The following is a 22690-nucleotide window of genomic DNA, read 5'->3' as shown; positions in this document are numbered from 1 at the left end:
GTGCTGGTGAGGTATGTGTGTAAAAAAAACAGCAGGTTGCAAATGCAGCCTGCTGTCTTTTTACAAAGATTCATTCAACCTCTTTAATCAGAAACAATATTGAGTTCGTCGATGATGTTTTTAGCGCCGGCAAATTTATCGATGATAAACAGCACATAGCGTATGTCGATGCAAATGGTGCGCTGCAGGTCAGGCTCAAATGCGATGTCGCCGCTCATGGCTTCCCAGTTGCCGTCGAAAGCCAAACCAATAAGTTCGCCTTTTGCGTTCATCACAGGACTTCCGGAGTTGCCACCGGTAATGTCGTTGGTGGTAAGAAAGTTCACAACCATTTCTCCATTTTTTCCGTACCTTCCGAAGTCTTTATTCTGATACAGTTGCTTCAGTTTCTCGGGGATTTTAAACTCCCAGGTGGAAGGATCCTCTTTTTGCATCACACCCGAAAGCGTGGTGTAATAATCGTAATGAATGGCATCAGCAGGATAATAATCGAGCACCTGACCGTAGGTGAGGCGCATGGTAAAGTTAGCATCCGGGTAAAACTTGCGATCAGGAAACATTTGGCGCAAGCCGGAAATATAAAGACGCTCTCCCTGTATTTGCTTTTCATCAGCGGCATTCATCACCTCTCTTATCTGAGGCATAATGTCCATAAAAGCCTTCATTAGCTCGGTGGCGGGATCGTTCATAATCTTTTTTGCAGATGGCTGATCCAGCATCGCATTTACACTTTCGCGCGAAGCAAAAATGGTTTTGTTGAAAAACTTATTGACGTATGGCTCAAAGCCTTGTTTTGCATCATAAACTTTTGCCAGCATTTCGGGCTGATATTGTTTGGGAACATTTTGGTAATACATAAAGAGCATTGTTGACAGCAAAGCCTGATCGAGCGGCTGGTAGTAATCGTCAAAATAATTAGCTGTACGAACACGAAGTTGCGCAATTTCTTTATCAATAGCTTCCTGATCCTTGTCTTTGGCCTCGAGCAAATCTGCCAGCGGCTTAAAACGCCTTGAGAACATGAGTATTTCGCTACCGCGGGAAACAGCTTCATTGAGATAGATTTGTGTAAGGTTAACAGCTTTCTTTGCCTCGATGCCTTGTTCGCGCAATTTAAGTGCATCACCGTATTTGGCCTGGCGGGCAGCGTCAGCATTCACCCATTGATCGAAAGCAGCCTCCTCGCGCAGCTTCTTATCGTAAACTTTTAGGTTCTTCAACCCTTTGGTTTGCCCGATAAAAAATTTCCAATAGTTGGAGGTGCCGGCATATTTGGAAGCATAATCTATGCGAACGGCAGGATCGGCATCCATAAACCTACGCATGATCTCCAGCTTTTTAGCACGAATATTGACCACAGTCATATTACTTTCCTCCTCGGCCAGCTGAGCGCCCCACGACGACAGGTAACGTTCTGTGCCCCCGGGATAACCCATGATCATAGCGAAATCATCCTTTTCGACTCCTTTGATAGAGACCGGCAGATAATATTTGGATTTCATAGGCACATTATCCTGAGCATAATTGGCAGGTTTTCCATCAGGACCAGTGTACACTCTAAAAATGGAGAAATCGCCGGTATGGCGTGGCCACATCCAGTTGTCGGTGTCGGCGCCATATTTGCCAATGCTCGAAGGCGGAGCGCCTACCAGCCGAACGTCACGAAAGATTTCGTAAACGAAAAGATAGTATTCGTTGCCGGCAAAGAAGCCGCGAACAGCACCTTCGTATCCCGTGCCGTCGATAGCTTTGTCGGTAATAGCACGTGACACTTCTCGCACCTTATCGCTGCGCTGCTGTTCGGTCATGTTGTCGTTAAGATTGGAAAGCACCTGATCGGTAACATCTTCGATGCGTACCAGAAAGCGCGCAGTCAGTCCATCGTTGGGCAGCTCTTCTTTTTTACTCATAGCCCAAAAGCCATCGGTGAGATAGTCGTGCTCGATGGTGCTGTGCGACTGAATCTGGCCATAACCGCAGTGGTGGTTTGTAAAAATTAATCCTTCGGGCGAAACGATTTCGCCGGTACAGCCACCTCCAAAAATAATAATGGCATCTTTGAGGCTTGAGTGATTGATGCTGTAGATTTCATCGGCTGTAAGCTGCAAGCCCATTTTTTGCATATCAACGTAGTTGAGACGTTCGACGAACAAAGGCAGCCACATGCCTTCGTCGGCTTTTACGGCGGCGGTACTTCCAAGCAGGATTACCGCAAGAATTACTAGTAGTCTTTTCATGCTTTTTGTAAAATTTATTGTTTTAAATATATTTCTCTCCTTTATTGTTTTTAATGTCATTGACGAAAGTCCGGATTTGTTGCTCATCGGCTTTGCGGCAAACGAGAAGCACATTGTCGCGTTCTACCACAATATAGTCGTCGAGACCCTGCAGCACTACCAGCTTGTCGTCGGGCATACTTACGATGCAGTTGCGGGTATCGTAAAGCAGGGTGTCTTTGCCTGAAAGCACGTTTTTGTTTTCATCTTTTTCGCGTATGTCGTACAATGAGCCCCAGGTTCCCAGGTCGCTCCAATCGAAATCGGCGGCAAGCACATACACATTCGACGCTTTTTCCATGATGCCGTAGTCGATGGAAACTTTGCGGCATGAGGTGTAAATTTCACGCACAAAAGGCTGCTCTTCTGGCGTATTATATTTTCCTACTCCTTCTTTAAAAAGATCGTTCACATCGTCGAGATGCTCCTCGAAGGCACTCATGATGCTGCGCAGCGACCAGATAAAAATTCCAGCATTCCAAAGAAAGTCGCCACTTTCGAGAAATTTTCGCGCCAGATCAGGATCGGGTTTTTCAGTAAAGGTTTTTACTTTTGAGATGCGGGGGTTGTTGGCATCTTTTTGCTGGTCGTTGCATTGAATGTAACCGTAGCCGGTGTCGGGGCGGGTAGGTTTTATGCCAAGCGTCACCAGCCAATCGTTTTCGCTGACGGCCTCGAGGGCACTTTGAATATTTTTAATAAAAACATCTTCGTTCATGATCAGATGATCCGAGGGAGCAACTACGATTTTAGCCTCAGGATTTATCTGACTTATCTTGTAATTAGCGTAAGCGATACAAGGTGCTGTGTTTCGCATGGCGGGTTCGAGCACGATATTGTTGTCAGGGATTTCGGGAATCTGGGTTTTTACAAGATCACTATAGATTTCGTTGGTGACGATAAAGATGTTTTCGGCGGGGCAAATTTTGCGAAAGCGTGCAAAGGTTTGCTGCACCAGCGTGCGGCCGGTGCCCAGAATGTCGATAAATTGTTTGGGATGATCCGCGCGGCTCATGGGCCAAAATCGCGCTCCGACGCCGCCAGCCATTATGATACAGTAATTGTTTTTATCCATCAGTATTTTATTTTTTGAGGTTTGGTTTTCTATGGTGCAAATGTATCATTACTTATTGTCATTGGGAGCCTTCACGGCAATAACTTCGGCCAGCGGGTTGAAAACATAGTGCCGTTGATTGGCAACATTGACACAAAGAAAATTTTTCCGGCGCCGGCTGAGCTTAATAAACTCCTTCCCATCGGCGAGCCTGAATTGTGAGTTGTCGGGCAGGGTTTCGAGCGGAACCATTCCCTTTGTGGGATTATCGTATTCCATGAGCTGCCGTGCCAATGCCAGATCGGCCGAAGTAGAATACCTGATCGATTTATGATCCTGCTCCAACTGTCGGGCAATTCCGTCAGGGAAAACATTTTGTAAAACAAAAGGCTGCAGCAGCTCATGAAATGTTTTCTTCCACTCCGCTCCATGCGGGCTAACCAAACGCTTGTGTTTTTCCCACACCAGTTGGTGCGCCGCTTCGTGCAGCAGCGTAATAAGAAAAGCATAAGGATTCAGGCTGTGATTGATGGTGATTATCGAAGGTTTCCCTTTGATGCCAGGCCTGAAATCGCCATGCTTGCTTTTGCGGTTCCGGGCAACAACAATTTGCAACCCATGACGCATCATTAGCGCATACACCTGCTCGAAAGCTGCTTCCGGAATGTACTTTATCAAAATATTTCTATACTCCTCTTTGGTCATCGGCAGCAGGCGGTTGTGGTTGTGAATAGCTCCATCGCGGACAGTCGCAGTCTTTTTTACGGGCTTTGCGCGACGTGCCGCAACCAACTGCAAATGCAGCCAGAAGGATCAGCAGGAAAGTTTTAAAAAATAAATGCGTTTTTAATAATCTCATGCTTTGTTGTTTAATAATTGATGCAACACCGGCAGCGATTTTACCTCTCCAAATGCCGGCACATGAAGGCTGTAATAGATGATGATTTTTTCGAGCAAAGCGTTGCGCATGGAAGCATTTTCAAAAATCTTCTGAGAGCTTTCCTGCAAAAGCATATTCAGCTGTCGGCTGTAATAAGGGTTCATAAAGTTGGTGTGCAATGGTGGCAAACTTACAAACTCGCCCTCCTGCATGTCGAAGTAGGTGTTGCGATCGCTGTATGTATTGCGCGGAAGGAAACCCAGATATTTTGTAAACCGAATGATAAAAGTCAGATGAAAATCGGCAATTCCACTGGTGGTTTCGTCGAGCGTTACGAGTTGGTTATAGATAAATCGGAACATATCTTCATCAGGCTCCTGCTCTCCGATGGATTTGTAGATAATCTCGTTGAGAAACATCAGGATGGCACCCTTGTGCACGTCGAAAGAAATGTTGGTGTAGGGCTGCGCAATGCTGATCTCTTTAATGTTTTGCAGGCCGGCGCGTGGTTTTTCGTACACTACCAGGTCGAGCAGCGAAAGGCTTTGGAGCAACGTTCGGGTTCCATTTTTTTTCTTACCAAAAACACCTTTTATAATATAGGAACGCAAACCAAACGCTTCGGTGAACATGTGTGCAATTACGCTGGTTTCAGAATATTTTATCGTTTTAAGAACGATGGCGCGGGTGCGATGTAACATACCAAAGCTCGCTGGCGGGCAAGCCCCGTCAGGATATTTTAATTGATAAACAAAATCTTTGTAACCAGTTTTTCCTTACCCTTGTCGTCGGTGGCGTAAACAAGATAAACGCCGGTGCTGGCTTTGCGACCGCTGAAGCTCTTGCCCGACCATACTGCCTGGCCGCCTTCGGCGCGCGTGGCAAAAATGAGCGTCCCACTGATATCGGTAATTTTTACGTCGGCATTGTTTACCAAGCCTCTGATGGCGATGGTTCCGTTGTAGCCTTCGCGCACAGGATTGGGATACACCAGCACATCGGTATTTACAACCGGAGGATCCGTAGGCGTATTTTTATAGGAGATGATGCCTTTGTCGGTGCCGAAGAAAACCTCGCCGGTGGCGCCGTTGATCTGAATGTCGATAACGCGGTTAGAATAAAGCGGGCTGTTTTCGGCTGTAAAATGCAATATTTCCCTGGTGCCGTCGGGCGAAAGATAAAAAGCTCCGGCCCGTTCGGTACCTATCCATTTGCAGTTGTTGCCATCGACGGCGATGGAAGTAACGCTTTCCGATTCGAGCAGATATTGTGTAAATTCTCCAATCTGAATAAGAATACGCTGTGCGTCATAATTGCCACCATTAAAAATATTTCCGGGCGAATAAATAACGCCAATGCCTTCGTCGCTGCCCAGCCAGATTTCGCCGTCATGATCCTGAGCCACACAAAGTATGAGGTTGCCAGGCAGGTTGCCGTTGCCGCTGTTGTTAGTGAGTACTTTGAAGTCGTCGTCATTTATGTCGTCGATGGTTCCGCCGTTGGTAGAAACCAGCAATTTGTTGTCCGCACGCAAGGTAATCCATTTCTGATCGTCCTCGTCGATGAATAGTTTGCCGGTATCGGTATTGCTGGTGGATGATCCCAGCGAAAAGGATTTCCATTCTCCGTTGGGTTTTTTTACCGATAGGATTTCGGGCACGCGCGAATTAACTACCCAAAGGTTATTATTTTTATCGAGCGAAATGCCGCTTACGGCCACATAACTAGCTTCGGGCCAAATCTGCAGCGAGCTATTATTATGGTCATAAATATTTACAACCTTCCCATCCTGAAACTCCATTACACCTTGCATCCAGGTGCCCACGTAGGCATGCCCGGAAGCGTTGGGATCGACTGTCACGCAGATCATATCGCTGATGGAATCGAAAGCCGGAACCCCATTTGCCTTGTTGTACGATTTCCAGGTTTCATCGCTAAAAGTGTAGATGCCATCGGTGAGGTAGAGTTTTCCCCAGCCACCGCTGTAGCCACCCGAAGCCACCCACAATTCTTTATTTTTAAGATCCATATCAAAAACGTTGGCCGAAAAAGGGCCGCTGGGGCTGATAAATTCGCCGTCCCAGCCATTGGTGGTTTTTATCAGACCATGCGAAAAGTCAGCAATCCATACCACTCCCTCGGCATCGGGAGTTGCATCGCGTCCATTAAGGGATACTCCTCCGGCCTGATAAAATACACTAAGTCGATTATAGTTTTGATCGTAAAGCCACACATTTTCCTGACCGGCTATCACCAGCTGGCCATGCTCGGTGCGGAAATTAAATTTACGGAGGTTGTTAATATCTGGGAATTTTTGCCACTGATGATCGACGTAGTCATAAATGTAAACTGTATCTTTTTTATAACCATCGTCGTAATAATTCACTACCAGCTTGTTGGCAAAAAATTCTATTGTATTAAAAGTTGCATCAGGATAGAGTCGCTGATCGACCGACCAGACAATATAATGCGCCAGGTTGGGACTGCTGTAGGAAGCTTTGTAAATGCCTTCTGCCGTAGCAGCGTATAATGTGTCGTTGCCCAGGGTGATGTCCAGCACATTTACGACAGCGCCTTCGTCGCCAATGTAATAGGTGGGCTCGGGGAATTCCTCCTTTTCAATATCCAGCACCACGATACCAAAGCCACAGGAGAGATAAGCCAGGTTGTCGATGAAGGTAATATTGTTGATGGTTTTATTGCCCAAAATCTGCTTGCGCTTGATATCGCTGATATTCACAATCCGCCCCCCTTTCAGCAAATCGATGTTGGCGTTGGTGTAAGCTATCATCAGGGTTTGGTATTGCTCGTTCCAGGCCATGGCGCTGATGCCAATATCAGAAAGCCCATTTACTTTGGAATAGCGGCCGATGCTATTGTCATCTTTATCAAAATAAAAAAGGCTGTACTGGGTTGCACAGTAAATGCGCTGACCGGCTTCGGCCACAGCAATGGTACGCTTGTAGGGCAAATGATCGCGCCACTCGCCGATAGCGATCTGAGCATTCGCGTTACTGGTGAAAAACAGCGCACAAATAATGACAAAAGCGGATTTCGTTATCTTCATTTCGATATGTGTTGATGGGCTAAAAATATTATTCCATAACTACTTTTTGTTGTGTTTATTGCGCTTTCAGAGGGCAAGAGCTGGCCGGCGACGGCAGGAAGGCAGCAGCCAACAGCCAGCAATTGGGAGGACGTCGCCTCGTTGGGACTTTTATTCGAAATTTAAGATTCGAAATTTGATGTTCAACCACAATTCATCATCCCGGGATTGTATTCATTCCTATCGATATTTTGTAACCGGAATCTCCGTGAGCGAATTCAAAAAAAATCCCGCCCGCTACCGATCTGAGGATTCGTCGCCTAAATGATCATCTTTTGCCGCAAACCGGATGTTGCGCATCAGGCCGTGATATTTTGCTCGCTTAACGGGTGATTTTTTAAATAAAACACGGTACTCATCCTGCGTCAGTTCTTGCCATTTGAGTTTTGTCATCTCAAATAAATCTGGGTTTGGAGCAAAAAGCGGCTCGCTGTGTGACTTCTGAAACCGATTCCAGGGACATACATCCTGACAAATGTCACAGCCAAAAATCCGATCGTGAAATTGTCCGGCAAATTCTTCGGGAATTTCGTCGCGCAGTTCGATGGTAAGATAAGAGATGCAACGGCGCACATCCACTACGCCGGGAGCCACGATGGCCTGTGTCGGGCAGGCGTCGATGCAGTTGCGACAGGCGCCGCACAGGTCGGTAGCTTTTGGCGTGTCGGCGGGCAGCCACAAGTCAGTGATGATTTCCGAAAGGAAATAAAAGGAGCCCTTTCGGGGAATGATAAAATTGGCGTTTTTGCCAATCCACCCCAATCCGGCTCGTGATGCCCAGGCGCGTTCAAGTAACGGCGCCGAATCAACAAAGCCACGTGCAGCAATATCGCCGGTCTTTTCGCGGAGTCTTTCGATGAGCTGTCGCATCCGGTCACGGATTACAAAATGATAATCGGTTCCATAGGCATATTTCGACAAAATAAAATTATCCTTTTCGGGCAGCGGCGTTTCCGGAAAATAGTTGCTCACCAGCACAATCACCGACTGCGCCCCTTCGAGCAACTTGCGCGGATCGAGGCGCTTGTCGAAATAGTTCTCCATGTATTGCATGGTACCGTGCATGTTTTGGCGGAGCCAACGTTCGAGCACCGGCGCCTCCTTTTCCAGAAATCCGGCTCGCGCAATACCGCACGCATCAAAACCAAGCGCTGATGCTTCAGCTTTTATCCAATCGGCTATGTCGCTATTTCCTTTCAAAACTTATTTTTTATTTCACTTTCGCTATCTATAAAAACACCAGACCTGTTTAGTAATTTTCAACAAAATAATAGAAAGTCTGGATTGGAAAATCTGGATTTAGTGCTTGGTATTAAAGTCGATATTTTATGTGATTGGTATTAATAATCCTTTTTTTAAAAATAGATTTCTACCTGTCCATCTCCTTCCCGGGATCCCAGAAATGCTTTTCAAAATCAACAATTTTATCATCAACTACAATTATGCCTTCGGCTTCGAGCAACTGCTGCATCACCAAAGGACCACCGAAGGCATGCTTGCCGGTTAGCAAGCCGTTGCGATTTACCACACGATGTGCCGGCACATTGCCAACTTGCGTGTGCGATGCCCGCATGGCCCATCCCACCATTCGCGCCGAGCCGCCGATGCCCAGATAACGGGCGATAGCTCCATAGCTGGTAACCCGGCCATAAGGAACCAACATCGCCACCTGGTGCACCTGCTCAAAAAAGTTGATCTCTTTCATAAACAAAAAAAAAGCCCCGGCAAAGATACCGGGACTTTTCCAAAAATTAAAATTATGAAAACCAATTATTCGATAACCAGCTTGTGAGTGGATTGTCCGGCTTCGGAGGTAACCTTCACAAAATAAATACCTGCCTGGAGTTGGGCTGTATTTACAATTACTGTTTTGCTGTTTGGTGTTTGCTCCAATACTACCTGACCCAGTTGATTAACAACCTTAACATTGCTCATGGCATAGTTGGTCGAAAGGTTAACCATGTTGTTGGCAGGGTTGGGGAACATCATCATATAAGCATCGCTGTAAAGGTCTCTCATTCCTACAGGGAATTCAAGCGTTACGGGCACTTCCAGCATTGGAGTGGCCGGGTCGTTGGAGGCAATCCAGATAGAAGCATGATAAGTTTCATCTGTAGGTCCATCGAAGGGTTCTGTGTCGGCTGTAACATCAAAAGGAAGCATGTTGCCAGGGGTTACCATACCCGACATTGGGTTGATGCTCAACCACTCCACCTGAGCTTCACCACTAATGGTAGCGGCAATATTCCAGTTGTAGTTAAGACCTAAGGCCGACATAGGCTCGAAGCTTACACCGTCCAGCGAAATCATATCGCCATAGCCTGCAACTGCAGGGCCTGCATCACAACCAGGAGAATATATGCCAGTAGCGTGGGTTACTTCGTAGCCAATCCAGATATCATTGCCGGTAATGGTAACCGGAGTTGAAAGTTGGATAATATTCCATGCAACCGGATTAACAGAAAGAGTTTGTTGGTGAAGCAATGTACCAGGAACAGTAGCAGTCCCCTGACCGTAAATTTTCAGGACACTGGAAGTAGGTGGATCGTTGATGTAAATTTCGACAGATGTAAGATCCATACCTGCATATTGACCCATAGTAGCAGCAGGCCAATAAGCTGAAACCTCGAAGGTACCACCCGAGGTTAGTCCGATAGCATCATCGTTAACACCATTGTCGTAACGTATTACAAAATCATCGGTAACGTTGGGCGATGGAGTTGGATTAGCGGTGTTGGCAAGGCTAAGCTGCTCGGGGTTAATTACATTTATGTATTCTTCAACCGGAGTTGTTACAGGTGCAAGTGCATCTTCACCATAGGTAATGCTCATGTTAACGTTAAGATTAACATTACCAACGTTTGAAACATTCAAGGACTGGGTTTCCTGGGAGTTATAACCAAGTCCAAATTCCAAGGATATTGGATTTACATTGATTACCGGGAAGTTGACAGCACTTGTAACATTGAGGGTTACAGGAACCATTTTCTGCGGGGTTACAGGGTCGTTGCTATTGAGAACGATATTGGCATTGTAAGTTCCCATGGTCAAACCATCGGAATCAAAAGTAACAGTAACGTTGGTTGTTTCGCCTGACATTATCTGGCCGGAAGCCGGATTGAGGGTCATAAAGCCCGACGTAGGAGTTCCTTCGGCTACAGCGCGGATGTTCCAGTTAGCATCAAGTGCGGGATTCGCCACGTGCATTGGCACCCAGGCAGCGCCCGACTTAAACCAGTCGCCATTGGTAACGGCAGGACCTCCATCGCAACCAGCTACGAATACACCTTCATCATGCGAGAGGGCAAGTGCAACCCAGATGTCGCCACCAGTAATGTCGATAGGAGTATTAAGACCTACGTTGTTCCAACCTATAGTTGCTGCGAAGGCTTGTTCATGCAGAAGCTCGCCAGCCTGTCCTTCAGTACCATGGCCATAAATCTTGATAGCACTGGCAGTTACAAAGTCATTTACCCAAACCTGAACTTCATAAATTGCCATTCCAATATAGTTGTTGGTCGTCGTTACCGGGAATCTCGCACCTACTTCAAAGGAACCGCCACTGGTAAGACCTACAGCGTTGGCATTGTCGCCGTCATAATGCAATATCACCTGGTCGTCGGTAGCTTCAGGGCTGGCCGAGCCATTGGTTTCTACAACTGCAACTTCAGAAATGCTGATATTTGAATAATCAACAGGTGTGAAATTGGCTGCTTTTCCCATTGCATATTCGGGATAACCAGCCCAAACGAGCTTGGCAATACCATCGTTGCCGATTGTTAGGGTTTTGGTAGTAGAAGCACCAGCTTCCAGATCGAAGCTGAAAGATGCGGGTGTAACAGTAATTTCGGAAGGGCCTACAGCAGGTTCCAGCTCAGTAAGCATCACATCGTCCACATAGAATTTTGGTGTTCCGTTGGTAGCAGCAGCATAAAAGTCAGCGGCAGCTAATTTGTTGACACCACCGCCCGAAGCGCCGATGCTCCATTCCCATGAAGCTACCTCGGTACCATTAATTTTGACAACAGCGTTATCAGTATTCAGGTTGATGATATTCTCTACATGAATCCAGCTATCGTAGGGATAGTTAAATGTTGTTAAAGGAGTAGTGTTGGCGGCATTTACTTTGCCACTTCCACCCGGATCGAAATAAACTTCCAAACCCCATGTAGCAGAACTGCCACCCGGATTCCAGTTTTGCAGCATGTTGTAATAACCAACAAATCCGGTGGGAACATACATGTAAAAATCGTAGGAATATTTACCTGCAGTTTTGTCGCCCAATTTAATAACCACGTCGTTGGTACCATCGATCATGAATGAATTGCTGCCGCTGTTAGCTTGATCAGTCGTTACAGTGGGATCTTCAGCGCCACCAGCGCCACCGTCGCCGCTCCAGCAGGTCCAGTAGGTGATGCCCTGAGCCAAAGCTTGCTGCACGAGTTTTCCGCCAGCATTGTAAGCTTCGAAATTGTCAAAGATTTCAACAGAAGAAACAGGCTCGAATGAGATGTTGTCGAAGTGAGTACCGGGAGTTCCGTTCTCGTCCCAGGCGAAAATGCCAAAAGCAGCAAGCTGATTTATAGTTCCGGTACCAAATGTTCCACCACTCCATGTCCAGGTAATAACGCTTGCGCCATTCACCCACATTTCAGCGAAATCGGTGTCCAGGTCGATGAGCATTTTTACAGGAGTCCAGGTGTCGTAGCTATAGGTGAATGATCCGGCACCTTCGCCACCAGCATCCACAGAACCAACACCACCAGCATCAAAAAAGGCTTGCATACCCCATTCGCTGCCTGCACCGGCAAATACCTGCAAAACATTGAAGTATCCAAATTTTCCTGCCGGGACGTAAAAATCAAATTCCAGGTTGAAAACGCCAGAGGTTTTGTCGCCAAGCAAAAGAACAGCATCGTTAGTTCCTTCAAGAACCACTGATTTTGTTCCAAGGGCAGAGGATACCATAGGGTCTTCCGCGCTACCCGGGGTTCCACTCCAGGTTGTCCAGTAATCAAGACCCTGAGCTATTGCTTGTGTAACGAGTTGTTCACCAGCATTGTAACTCTCAAAGTCTTCATTAATTTGTGCAAATGTTACCACAGAAAGGGCCATCAGCACTACGATCATTTGTAACTTTTTAAGCATAATGTTTTTTGATTTAGATTTATAAAATAATTAATACAAGGTTTAAAATGAATTAACTGCAAAAGTAAACATTTGGATATTACAACCAATAAAAATTCGCTTTCGTCAACAATGTTTTATAACGCACGTCCCTGCCATGTATTACGTTGCAGAAGCCGCTGCTCGATGGCGTTCAGAATCTGATCGTAGCGCAGCGACCCCCAGTGAGGCCCGGCAATGAAACGCGGAGGCACTTCACCAGCAAACCTTTCGACAACAATAGCGGGATTGAGAATCTCCAAAAAATCGATGACCAGATCGATGTATTCGTCAAGGTTAAAAAATCTAAAATCTTCCGGCTGCTGCCGATATTGCCGCTCCATCACGGTGTTTTTTACAATTTGGTTTGAAAATTTTCCTATTTTTGAACTTCCTTTGACATTGATATCTTATTGAAATTAAAAACAGTTTTTAAACCATTGAAACTCCCAAAACTATGAATTTGAAAAATAGAAATGCAAGAAGATTTGTTTTTGTTCTCTGCGTCGTGTTATGTCTAACCTTTGGTACTTATGGTTGGTTTACACCCCACACACTAATAGGACTCGTGTTGATGGCATGCTCTGGATATTTGGCCTGGGTTGGGGTGTACATTATGGATCCTCCGCGGTTTTTTAACAAATCTCCAGACAATGAATCCTTGAGGAATGAAAATGCAAAAACGGTTAATAGGAGAAAAATCTTTGCATTATTATTTAATTTTGTTTTGATCTTCGGATTATGTTTAACCTTTGGTATAAATGGTTGGAATACACCCCACACACGAATAGGACTCGGGTTGATGTTCTGTGCCGGAATGTTAGTCGGGTATTGTTTGTTCATTCTGGGAGCTTTGTGGGATCTTATCAAATCCCCTGGCAAAGAATTCTACAGCAGTTAGTTCTTCAAGAATTACCCAATTAAAAAGATATCAATGAATCAAAGCCCGTGGTTTCACCGGTTTTTTTTTCCATCTGCACAGGCCGTAATAAAAACTGCCTGGCTTTTTCCTGAGTTTTCTTAGCATTGCGCTTTATCGCGTACTGCCTTTTTACAAAAACAACCTACCCTGCCATGTATTACGTTGCAGAAGCCGCTGCTCGATGGCGTTCAGAATCTGATCGTAGCGCAGCGACCCCCAGTGAGGCCCGGCAATGAAACGCGGAGGCACTTCACCAGCAAACCTTTCGACAACAATAGCGGGACTGAGAATCTCCAAAAAATCGATGACCAAATCGATGTATTCGTCAAGGTTAAAAAATCTAAAATCTTCCGGCTGCTGCCGATATTGCCGCTCCATCACGGTGTTTTTTACAATTTGTAGTTGATGGAATTTTATGGTTGTTAATGGCAATGATGAAACAATTGCTGCCTCGTCGAGTATCATTTGGCTGGTTTCGCCGGGTAAACCGAAGATAAGATGCGCGCCTGTTTTCAATCCATAATCAGCCGTGAGGCGAATTGCCTTTTCGGCTTCCGCAAAAGTATGCCCACGGTTGATGCGCTTGAGTGTAGCATCGTAGCACGACTCGATGCCATATTCGATGATGACCCAATGCGTCCGGGCCAACTGTGCAAAATATTCCAGCTTCTCTTCATCGATGCAGTCGGGGCGGGTACCAATCACCAGCCCGACTACATTTTCGTTTTGAAGCGCCTCATCGTAGCGGCGGCGCAAATTGGCGAGCGTGTCGTAAGTATTGGAGTAAGCCTGAAAATAAGCCAGGAACTTAGAAGCACGGCGGTAGCGATTGGCGTGAAAGACGATTCCTTCTTCGATCTGTTGTGTAATGCTTTTTTCGGGAGAACAATAGGAGGGGCTGAAAGCATCGTTGTTGCAATAGGTACAGCCGCCCAGACCTTTGGTGCCATCGCGGTTGGGGCAGGTAAAGCCCGCGTCGATGGTAACTTTTTGCACACGACCGCCAAAAATCCTTTCGAAATATTGCGCGTAAGCGTTAAAACGACGGGTGTGTCCCCAGGGAAATGTTGGCTGCATTAATTGTTTGTTAATCGTTGTTCCCTTCGACTACGCTGATTTCGACAGGCTCAATCACCGCAGGGCAAGTGTTAATCGTTCATTGCTTCTCATTCCTCTCTTCTTCTCCCTTCTTCTCTTCCTTCAAAAACAACAAAGGCGCACCTCATGGGTTCGCCTCTGTTGAATATGAAACAAGAAAAAGAAATTATCTGGCCACTCTTTCGAGCCAACGCAACATAAAGATCATCGTCAGCATCGAAATGGCACAAGCGACTACAAAAATACTCCAGGTCATCCAAATTGGAATCGATTCGTAAAGGATAGCACCGATGAATAACAGGCCATTACCCAAAGCTGTTGCTCCAAGCCATCCGCCCTGAGCCATGCCCTGAAATTGTGGGGGCGCAACTTTAGAAACAAACGAGATTCCCATGGGACTAATAAATAACTCAGCAACGGTTAAGATAAAATAGGTTCCAAACAAGAGGAATGGTGTAACGCGCTCTGCATCGAGGAGCGGAGTACCACCTTGGGATGAGCTAATGTCAGAAAACAAAGGCAGACCCAATGATCCGATAGCCATAAGTACAAATGCCAAACTGGCAATACCCATCCCAATGGCGATTTTCTTAGGCGTTGATGGCTCTATACCTCGTGAGCGTAACCATCCGAACAAACCTACTATAATAGGCGTTAAGAAAACCACGAAAAACGGATTCATAGATTGAAACATCTCAGCACCTTCAAATTTAAGCCCAAATATTGTAAAAGAAAAAAGGCTTAGATCGGTATAGTCTCGTGCAAAAAATGTTAGTGTTAAGCCATTTTGATGAAACGAGAACCAAAAGAAAATGACCACACCAAAAACAGCTAATAAGGCATAAATTCGTTGGGCTACTTCCTTAGCTTCCATTTTTATTTCTTCGGTAATAGTACCATCTCCCGAAACTTTTACAGTTCCAGGATTGGGGAATTTCTTTTTGTTGGCCAAGTAAATAACTGTAGAAATTAGCATAGCAATAATTGCAATACCAAATGCATAATGGAAGCCTGTGCTGAATACATTCAAGTATTCGTTGGCAAAAGCAGTAAGATCAGTTACAGTACCACTACCAACAACCGCTTCATTAGCATAATTCTGGAAATTGGCAATGTTTTCGGCCGACATAACTTTGCCCGGATCTAAAAAAGTATGACATTGCTCGGGAAGACTTGCGTTGTAAACAAAACCATTGGTGCCAAGCCACCAGTTTCTGATACCAAGTGCGGTAAAAGGCGCGAAAATAGCTCCAACATTAATAAAGGCATAAAACAATGAAAATCCGGAATCTCTTAATTTGCCATACTTTTCATTATCATACATTTGTCCAACCAGAGCTTGTAAGTTTCCTTTGAACAAGCCATTGCCAAAAGCAATTACAAATAACCCAAAAATGGATAAGGACAGGTATAGCGGGAGATTGGGAACAGGTGTTGGTGTTGGGAAAGCCATAATAGCATAGCCGACTCCCATTAATATTAAACCTGCGAAAATGGTTCCTTTAAAATTCTTGATTCTATCGGCAATGATTCCGCCGACCAGCGCGAGGATGTAAATGGAAAAATAGAACCCCGAATAAATGTATCCGGCATTTGTACCACTTAATCCAAACTTTGCTTGCAAAAACAGCACTAAAATTGCCATCATTGTGTAAAATCCAAACCGTTCGCCCATGTTGGCAAGCGACGCTGGAATTAAACCCTTAGGGTGTCCTTTGAACATAATTGTAGTGTTTTGTGAATAATGAGTTATTAATTAGTTTGTTAATATCGTCCCGAACACTTGATATTTTCGGAAAAGCGCAAAAATAATTAAAATCGGACGCCGAGCAATGGCTGACGCATTATAAATTTTGACAGAATCAACTACAGACGGTACCTGGGTGTTTTTAGTTTTTAAAATTGGATGACTACCACCAGAACCAGGTTTAAAGCAGGAAGGTGGCATTTCTTTTTATTAAAAAAAATACCCGACGAGGGCTGGAAATGGCTTTAATCTTTATTTCGTAGTTTCTTTTTGTAATGAAATCAAAACAGATTCGTCTGACTAACTGATGACAGAACAAGCATTTATCGACGAGGTGCTCCCGCATCAGGATAAAATTTACCGGCTGGCCCGGAATTATCTTGCGGATGCCGACAGCCAGGATGTGCTGCAGGAAACCATGGTGCGGCTGTGGCAAAAACGGCACGACCTGTCCGCTTACCGAAGCATACAGGCGCTGGCCATGGTCATTGCGCGCAACCTTTGCCTCGACAGGATAAAAGCCAAAAGTTATCAAAACAGTTCTTTGGACAACATCACCGAACCTGCTACAACGCATACCCCCGCATCGGCATTGGAGACGAAAGACGACGTGGCGCTGGCACACAGTCTCATCAGCCGGCTGCCCGAACAGCAGCGCCTTATCATCCATCTGCGCGATGTGGAAGAACTGGAATACGAAGAAATAGCTGCGGTGGTGAAAATGAATGTAAATACAATTCGTGTCAACCTTTCGCGTGCCCGTAAAACGCTGCGCGAAGCCATCATAAAACAACACAACTATGCATACAACAGAAGTTAAAATACTACTCAAAAAATATTACGAAGGCGGCACCACGCTGCAAGAAGAAAGGCAATTAGAAGCCTATCTGCTCTCGCCCGGCGCCGATCCGCAGTTTGCCGCCGAAGCGCAAATGTTCGGGCATTTTGCGAAAGCAAAACAAGAAACGCTGCCACCTGCCGTAACAGAAAAAATAGAGAACCGCCTGCAACATACAGCATCTATCCCCTTCTACCGATCGCGACAACTTTATTATTACGTCGGTGGCATTGCTGCTGCGCTGCTGTTGCTTTTTACGCTCACCATCACGTTTTATCAGCGACCCGCTGATACTCATTTTGTAGCCGCCACTTCCTACACACACGCCGAGACGGAAGCAGCATTTCTGCAAACACAACAGGCACTGGCTTATGTCGGGGCAAAATTTACACAGGGCGCCGAGCCGCTGAAAAAGCTCGACAAATTGCAAAATACACAGGTCAAAATGCAGAATCTGGGAGCATTCGATCGCAACATCAAAACCATAAACCACAAGATGGACAAGGCTTCAGAGAGCCTCGATGATCTCGGAAAATTATCCAAATTCAAAATAGTTTTTAAACCTTAAAAAATTTAGAACAATGAAAAAAATCACAATGATTGCCGCTGCAATTGTGCTGATGCTCTCGGGAGCTACGGCGCAAGCACAAAACGTTACGGATGCGCTTTTTGATAAGTATGGCGCCAAAGACGGTTTTACTACCGTGCATGTTACCAAAGAACTCTTCAGCCTTTTTGCCGAAATAACGCAGGAGGCCGAAGGCGAGGATATGCAGGAACTCAACAAAGTGGTGCAGGGACTCGAATACATCCGCATACTAATGTTGGAAGACACAGTGCAGTCGCTCAGGCTCATAGAATTCAAAAACGAACTCAACGGTGTGAAGCTGAAAGATTTTTCGGAACTGATGACCGTGAACGAGGGGGGCGAATCGGTGAAGTTTATGATCCGCAAAAATGGCAAAAACATCAACGAGCTGCTGCTGATCATCAACCAGCCCAACGAAGCAGGCTTCATCAGCATCACCGGCAACATCGACCTGAAAACCATCGCCAAACTCTCCAAGTCGATGAACATTGATGGGATGAAAAATCTGGAGAAGATTAAGTAAAAAAAGCAGGGAACGGGGGGGTAAAAGAAAACAGATTCACCCTAGAGGCGCAAAGCTTTTTTGTCCTTTTCTCTCTGCGTCTCTCCGCCTCCGCGGTTTTTTCTTTTGTCTTTGTGGTTAATTGAAAAACCCCCGGCGGAGTTCCATCGGGGGTTTTATTATTTACTAAAATTGGAAAATACAAAGTTTGCCAGGGAGGTGAAAGCCTAAAAAGAAAGCCTCCGTTATTTACTATTGCTAAAGAGCTTCGGCCATTGGCTCCTTCTTATGTTTAAGTTTCTTGTAAAATAAAAAGATGACGGAGTCCAGAACAATGCCCAAACAAAATGAAAAGTATATTATAGCCAATGTATCCTCCGTTTTCACTATCCAACAATTATAGCTCAAAATAAAAATTATAGACACCACAGCTATTAGTTTAATGTGTTTCCACACGTATCTGAAAATTTTATCAATACCGGGCGAGAGGATCATTTCATCGGGTAGTGGAGGATTTAGCGTGGGAACAGGCCTTGGAACGATTCCTTTTTTCTTTTGTCTGTTTATTAGTAGCTGAAAGAGCAAATAAAAAATTGCCATGCTCGCCATGGTGGCAAAGATTGCCATTTCGACGTAAAGACCCTTAACGATGCTGTTGATGGTAAAGGCCAAACCCAGCACCAATGCCAGCAAAGCGACAATGAATCCAATTTTTTTCATTATGGTTTTGTTTTATGATTTTGGTTTAGGTGGCTAAATTATAAATGTTTACTTTATTCTGAGATAGTTTTAGTTTTAAGTTAGATTTTATTCGGCAATGAGTGAAACTTAAAAGCATGGAAGTGACCAGAATACGCTCGGAAAAAAAGCTCAATCCTGCTAACAGCAATTTGTTGTTGATAGAATTTTTTAGCCGACTTTAATTATTCCATCCCCCGGGCTGGTGGCAGGCGTTTTATAGTTCCATCAAAAAGGCCTTTGATTCTCTGGAATCAAAGGCCTTTTCTATTTTTAAAGCATTTAGGCTATCTGTTTTAGCGGATAATAATTCTGCTAACAGAAGATTTTAGGTCCGATTTGGCACTGATAACATAAATGCCGGGGCTTAGATTCTGGAGGTTAAGCTGCTCCGTGTGCGAAATAGTTTCCCTGAAAACTACTACACCCATACTGTTGATAATCGAAACTTCGTATTCACCATCGAGCCGGATGGTAAATGCACCATTTGACGGATTGGGAAATACTTCCATTTTTGCCTGAAGCGCAGGCTCGGGCATAGAAACAAATACGCCCATAAATTCGATGGTTGACATTTCGCTTTCGCCACTCGCGTAGATGGCTTTAACGCCGGCCACATTTGTTTCGTTGGGAATAACGTCGTCCGAATCAAAGGTGTAAGTATCTTCGGTGGTTTCGCCCATCAGGGTATTATTCAGGTAAACCTCGTAGGTAAGCAGTGCACGGCTTTTTGCCTCTTCGGTGTAAATTGATACATCATCAATCATCAGTATGAAGGCACCCTCAGAAACATTGCGAATGCACACATATTTGGTTTCTGCATTCAGGTCGTATTCATAGCTGTTCCAATCATACATGGGCACTTCGATGGCTGATGAATTTAACCAGGTGAAATCTTCAGGCTGAAAGCCTGTGGTAGAATATCCTACCCTTATTTTATTTAATGACGGATAATCATCAAATGATTTTGCAAAAAAACTGAACTTAAAATCCCGGAAAAAATTCAGTTCTGGCGAAATAAAATAATCATCATTGGCGCCCGAGCTCGCTTCGAAGCTGGCCAGAAACTTATCGCCGCTGTGTGGAGCAATGCCGGGATTTAACTCCAGGTCAATTGGAGGATCGGTTTGTGTGGGATTAAAAATCATAAATGAATGCGGTTCATTTTCATTAGGGAAACTGATATTGGCGAGCCCAACAGTAGTTTTTTTATCTACATCATTGTATAGCCATTCCACAACGCCGGCAGGTTCGATTTCAAAATCGGTACAACCCTCAAAATCTTCAAAGATATCGACGGTATGGTTCCACCGGAACAAGGCCGACAGATCCGGATAAAGATCAATGCCGAGATTGAAGGGCTGTACAATCATTTCTATCAGCTCAACATCTATTGAGTAGGCAGGTTCCGCTGAAAAATCAAGGTTCGACTGCGTATAATCCTCAAAGCCTTTGTGGCTTACTAAAATCGAATACGTATCTTTGAAAATAACTTCAAAAATCACTACACCATTTTCTTGTTCAACGATTTGGGTATAGGTATGGCTTTCGTCGCTGCCGGTAAGTTTTATCAGTGCTCCCTGGCTTTCGTTGTTTGGTGTGTTTGTGCTCACGTTTATCGTTACCTGGGTAGTCAATTGATTTTCGAGATGATTGGAGAATGCCGCTTGGGATGGGAGTCCGCCTGAATAGACAGCCTCAATGGCATATTTGTACCAGCCCGGATCTAAGGTCGAAAAGTCTTCGTCGATATAGAAGGTGGTGGTTAGGTTTTCTTCGAGCAATACCCATAACTCGGGCTGCAGCTCCTGGCCATCCTCAAGACGGTAAACCGTGAATGTATTTAAGCTACGTGATGGTGTAGGGGCTGGCGATTGAAGTTTCTCACCGGTATTCATATTGTAGCCCTCGGCCCTGATCATCAGGTTGCCGGGTATCTCGCCCAGTCCCAGGTCTTCCATCAGCAGGAATTGGTTACTTCCATAATCTTCCGAAACCCAGTTTACGCCGGCTTCAAAAGGAAATTCGGGATCGTTGCCGCCGTCAATTCCCAGCTCTAAGCGTTGGGGATAACTTAAGGCCATATAAAATCCGTTTTCGGCAACGATGGTATCCGGAAACCTAAAAGTTGTCCATTGTAAATCCACGTTGGGAACATCAGCCTGCTCAAAAAGAATGTTGTTCGATGGATTCCCCTGGGCATTTAGTGAAAATACAAAAACATTAACAAACTCGTGCGGATAGTCCACCAAGTTGAGATACCAGCTCATTTCATACAATTTGGCCGGCTCTGCGAAAGCCTGGCCAAACACAGCAACTTCACCGGCATAGTTATGTCCGATCTGCGTTACCATTTCATCGCCATCGCGGCGGTAAACTGTTCGTTCCGAAGGTGCAAGCCAATCGACATTCACAACATCATCGTTGTTGACGGCTGTTACATAGGATGGGCTTTCCAGTTTATCGGTCATATTAATATCGCCCATGTCCACTGTGGGATTGTTGACAGCTAATTCGATAATTTCAGTTTGGTAACCATTTTTTGAAAAAGCAACCGTATAAAAATCATCATAATACACATCCTGGATGGCAAAATTGCCGCTGGCATCGCTTGTTCCCACGTAAGTGTCGTAGCCGCTTATCTGAATGTTGACATCGGCAATCGGGTTGTTATCATTGTCCAGCACGGTACCTTCTACTGTAGCTTTGGGAAGATAAGCCAAAACCACATCCTGGGTAACAGCATTAGAAATATCCAGCGTCATTTCATCAATCACATAGCCAAAGGCAGAATAGCGCACCGTATATGTTCCGGGTACTACATACGAAAATTCGTATTCGCCCTGGTCGTTTGTGTAGGTTTGCAGGTCGGTGCCCAGGATTTTCACCAGGACATCGGCTACAGGTTCAGCATCAGGGTTGGTAATGGTACCGGCCAGGCTGGCCTCGGCAGTTGTATTGATAAATAGTTTAACATCGGCCAATTGCGGAAGATCCATTCCGTTTTGTGAAGGATCGTTGGTAGGCAGCGTAAAATCATAAGGTGTATCGTAGCTGACATAAAGACGCGACCTTTTATCGTTGTCGTCGAGGGTAGAGGCTTCAAAATTGAAATGGTTCTCGAAAGTATTATCGCTTAGCGTATGCTCAACCATGATACAAATATTGGATTCGTTGTACACAAAAGGACTGTCCAGGTCAAACAGCATCTCCTGATTCTGGCCGCTATACATTTCTACCATTCCTTCGTACACAAGCGTAAACGCTTCCAGGGGAATCCAAAAGCCGGCTTCCTCTGACAGCGACGACTGGTCGGTATTGGCAATCCAGAATCTGAAATATTCTGTGCTAATAGTGTCAGGGTAATTGCCGGTCAAGGTTTTGTAGGTGTAAATTACTTGCTCGATGGAGCAGGATTCGTGATTCATCTCCTCAGCAGTGTAAATACTTTGGGTAAGCGAGGTGTTCCAAAAAAAATCCACCGGATAGTTGTACGAACCCCAGGGCGAAGAATTAGTACCAATAGTAATCCATTCTTTTGGCCCGCGATCTTGCATCGACATGGTCATCTGAAAGTCCTGAGCCAGCGAAAATCCGTTTTGGCCATGAATAAAGTTTTCTGTGGATAGTTTTTGATCGGTAGTTTCCCGGAGTGTAATCTGACCCTGGACAGTATTGAAACTTATTGCCAGTAACACGATTACCAGGTAAGCGATGCTTTGTTTGTAAAAATTCATTTGTAAAATTTTTAATTTGTAATTAATGCTGATATTT

General features: G+C 45.1%; 18 protein-coding genes. 3 read left to right on the top strand and 15 right to left on the bottom strand.

Annotated elements, in window-relative coordinates; all coding sequences use genetic code 11:
* Positions 1–83: 83 nt before the first annotated feature.
* The 13 genes from VFC92_01640 to VFC92_01580 form a co-directional block, all read right to left on the bottom strand.
* The gene (locus VFC92_01640) at positions 84–2237 is read right to left on the bottom strand and encodes a S46 family peptidase (GenBank protein ID HZK06878.1); all 2154 of its coding nucleotides are present in this window, start codon (positions 2235–2237) and stop codon (positions 84–86) included.
* Positions 2238–2259: 22 nt separating this feature from the next.
* Positions 2260–3351 carry a mannose-1-phosphate guanylyltransferase gene (locus VFC92_01635; protein HZK06877.1) on the bottom strand — a complete coding sequence of 364 codons (1092 nt, stop codon included), beginning with the start codon at positions 3349–3351 and terminating at the stop codon, positions 2260–2262.
* Between the two features lie 48 nt (positions 3352–3399).
* Complete coding sequence (locus tag VFC92_01630; protein ID HZK06876.1) at positions 3400–4035, bottom strand: hypothetical protein; 636 nt, start codon at positions 4033–4035, stop codon at positions 3400–3402.
* Positions 4016–4189 (bottom strand): hypothetical protein, encoded by a 174-nt coding sequence (locus VFC92_01625; GenBank protein ID HZK06875.1) that lies wholly within the window; start codon positions 4187–4189, stop codon positions 4016–4018. The genes VFC92_01630 and VFC92_01625 overlap by 20 nt, the downstream gene beginning before the upstream one ends.
* Positions 4186–4911, bottom strand: a complete 726-nt coding sequence (gene recO / locus VFC92_01620; protein HZK06874.1) for a DNA repair protein RecO — start codon at positions 4909–4911, stop codon at positions 4186–4188. Before recO ends, VFC92_01625 begins: the two co-directional genes overlap by 4 nt.
* A 38-nt stretch (positions 4912–4949) precedes the next feature.
* Positions 4950–7277, bottom strand: coding sequence for a two-component regulator propeller domain-containing protein (locus tag VFC92_01615; GenBank protein ID HZK06873.1), 2328 nt, complete (start codon positions 7275–7277; stop codon positions 4950–4952).
* Positions 7278–7553: 276 nt separating this feature from the next.
* Positions 7554–8516 carry a tRNA epoxyqueuosine(34) reductase QueG gene (queG, locus tag VFC92_01610; GenBank protein HZK06872.1) on the bottom strand — a complete coding sequence of 321 codons (963 nt, stop codon included), beginning with the start codon at positions 8514–8516 and terminating at the stop codon, positions 7554–7556.
* Between the two features lie 169 nt (positions 8517–8685).
* Positions 8686–9021, bottom strand: coding sequence for an MGMT family protein (locus VFC92_01605; protein ID HZK06871.1), 336 nt, complete (start codon positions 9019–9021; stop codon positions 8686–8688).
* Positions 9022–9086: 65 nt separating this feature from the next.
* Positions 9087–12464 (bottom strand): T9SS type A sorting domain-containing protein, encoded by a 3378-nt coding sequence (locus VFC92_01600; protein HZK06870.1) that lies wholly within the window; start codon positions 12462–12464, stop codon positions 9087–9089.
* Between the two features lie 116 nt (positions 12465–12580).
* Entirely contained in the window at positions 12581–12844 is a 264-nt protein-coding gene (locus VFC92_01595; GenBank protein HZK06869.1) for a hypothetical protein, read from the bottom strand.
* Between the two features lie 169 nt (positions 12845–13013).
* A complete protein-coding gene (locus tag VFC92_01590) occupies positions 13014–13325 on the bottom strand; it encodes a hypothetical protein (protein ID HZK06868.1) in 312 nt (103 codons plus the stop codon).
* A 208-nt stretch (positions 13326–13533) separates the two neighbouring features.
* Positions 13534–14481 carry a TIGR01212 family radical SAM protein gene (locus tag VFC92_01585; protein HZK06867.1) on the bottom strand — a complete coding sequence of 316 codons (948 nt, stop codon included), beginning with the start codon at positions 14479–14481 and terminating at the stop codon, positions 13534–13536.
* Between the two features lie 187 nt (positions 14482–14668).
* The gene (locus VFC92_01580; protein ID HZK06866.1) at positions 14669–16225 is read right to left on the bottom strand and encodes a peptide MFS transporter; all 1557 of its coding nucleotides are present in this window, start codon (positions 16223–16225) and stop codon (positions 14669–14671) included.
* A 331-nt stretch (positions 16226–16556) separates the two neighbouring features.
* On the opposite strand from VFC92_01580, the gene VFC92_01575 reads away from it, so the two are divergent.
* The 3 genes from VFC92_01575 to VFC92_01565 are packed head-to-tail and all read left to right on the top strand — an operon-like array spanning position 16557 to position 18199.
* Positions 16557–17069: a sigma-70 family RNA polymerase sigma factor gene (locus VFC92_01575; protein HZK06865.1), complete on the top strand. Its 513-nt coding sequence runs from the start codon at positions 16557–16559 to the stop codon at positions 17067–17069.
* Positions 17050–17655, top strand: coding sequence for a hypothetical protein (locus VFC92_01570; GenBank protein ID HZK06864.1), 606 nt, complete (start codon positions 17050–17052; stop codon positions 17653–17655). The genes VFC92_01575 and VFC92_01570 overlap by 20 nt, the downstream gene beginning before the upstream one ends.
* 13 nt (positions 17656–17668) lie before the next feature.
* A complete protein-coding gene (locus VFC92_01565) occupies positions 17669–18199 on the top strand; it encodes a DUF4252 domain-containing protein (GenBank protein HZK06863.1) in 531 nt (176 codons plus the stop codon).
* Between the two features lie 237 nt (positions 18200–18436).
* Here the strand turns inward: VFC92_01565 and VFC92_01560 are convergent, their stop codons facing one another.
* A complete protein-coding gene (locus VFC92_01560) occupies positions 18437–18898 on the bottom strand; it encodes a hypothetical protein (protein HZK06862.1) in 462 nt (153 codons plus the stop codon).
* A 314-nt stretch (positions 18899–19212) separates the two neighbouring features.
* Entirely contained in the window at positions 19213–22653 is a 3441-nt protein-coding gene (locus VFC92_01555) for a carboxypeptidase regulatory-like domain-containing protein (GenBank protein ID HZK06861.1), read from the bottom strand.
* Between the last annotated feature and the right edge of the window lie 37 nt (positions 22654–22690).

This window comes from Bacteroidales bacterium (assembly GCA_035647615.1).
Taxonomy (GTDB): Bacteria; Bacteroidota; Bacteroidia; order Bacteroidales; family 4484-276; genus SABY01.
This window is presented reverse-complemented; position numbering and strand designations above follow the sequence as displayed.